The organism is Vibrio harveyi NBRC 15634 = ATCC 14126 = KCTC 12724, from assembly GCF_001591145.1.
Lineage (GTDB): Bacteria > Pseudomonadota > Gammaproteobacteria > Enterobacterales > Vibrionaceae > Vibrio > Vibrio harveyi.
In genome coordinates, this window is record NZ_BCUF01000128.1 from 1 (window position 1) to 1,307 (window position 1,307).

At 41.0% G+C, this 1,307-nt stretch carries 1 protein-coding gene; it reads right to left on the reverse strand.

The annotated features are described in order from the left end of the window. Positions 1 to 20: 20 nt before the first annotated feature. Complete coding sequence (locus VHA02S_RS24780; protein ID WP_038899620.1) at positions 21 to 1,229, reverse strand: serine/threonine-protein kinase; 1,209 nt, start codon at positions 1,227 to 1,229, stop codon at positions 21 to 23. Positions 1,230 to 1,307 lie beyond the last annotated feature (78 nt).

The window sequence follows — 1,307 nt, forward strand, 5'->3', positions numbered from 1 at the left end:
GATTGTTAGTATTCTGATCCTCAGAAAGGAATGTCATCATCAAAATCTGTAGCTAATGGCGGTTGTTGTGGCTGCCCCCAAATAGGCTGTTGAAGTTGTGATTGGTTTTTGCTCAGACACTTGCTGCAACCTGCTGATGTATCTTTACCAATATCTGTTTTCTTCAGATGGGAGCCACAACTGTCACACTCTGGCAGTTTGAATAATTCAGTACCGCAACCACCACAAAAACGAGTCTCCGCAATTGGGTATCCACACTGGCACTGATAAGTTAACTTATCACCACATGAAGTACAGTGGATATCAATACTATTTTCGATGAAGTTTGCACCCTTATAGTACCCATTAGGAGACCATGATGCATCAGGACATTTTAAGTTAGAACAAAGCGCTTTACTTGGCGTATTGACAGTAAAGTGTCCAGCACCCGATATACTTTTTAGTTCTCTAAGAATGTCGTCTACGTTTTGATAACGATTATTCGCGTCGTACTCTGAAGCTTTGTTGATTAAGTTTCTCAGCGCATAAGGAATTGATAGCTCGGGCTTGTCTAGAGATTTTAAACTTGGAGCTCCTGTCAACAATTTACACAGTGTGAGCCCCAAAGAGTAAATATCAGTCCGACAGTCCACATTTTTCATATCGACATTTTGTTCTGGGGAAATGTATTCAGCAGAGCCTAAGCGATCTCCTGTTCGTGTCGCTCTTGTAAAATTAGGGTTCCCGGAAGGAGCAAAACCAATAGAGAAATCTATAAGATAAGCATGACCAGCAGATGACAACATTATGTTTGATGGTTTGATGTCCCTGTGAATTATACCTTTCGAGTGAACAAGCGAGAGTGCATCAAGCACTTGGGTAGCGATACTGATGGCTTGTCTATGTTCAATGACCCCATTTTTTTGAACATATTCTTCCAGATTTATGCCATCGATGTACTCCATCACAATGTATGGAACTAAGTCGCGACCGCATTCCACTTCACCATGCGTAATAACATATGGTATTGCAGGGTGTTGTGCCTCAGCGAGAATAAAAGCTTCTCGTTTGAACTTTTTCTTTAGCTCAGAGTTGTTTCGATTGAATATACTGTCGAAGAATTTTACAGCAACAAATCTTTCCAAAGAGTTTTGCTTGGCTTTCTTAGTTTTACCAGAAAGCCCGCTACCGATATCACCTAGTAGCTCAAAGCCTTGACGCTTTAAATGAATAGAATACTCGTCCAACATTTACCTCTGAACTTAAAAAGAATACTAACGCCCTGTTAAGGTGTGAACAACGCAATACCGAAGCTTCCGCATACCACC

What these genes read in the sequence shown, in the direction of transcription:
- VHA02S_RS24780 (WP_038899620.1), bottom strand. Translation starts at nt 1,229, where the DNA reads ATGTTGGACGAGTATTCTATTCATTTAAAGCGTCAAGGCTTTGAGCTA.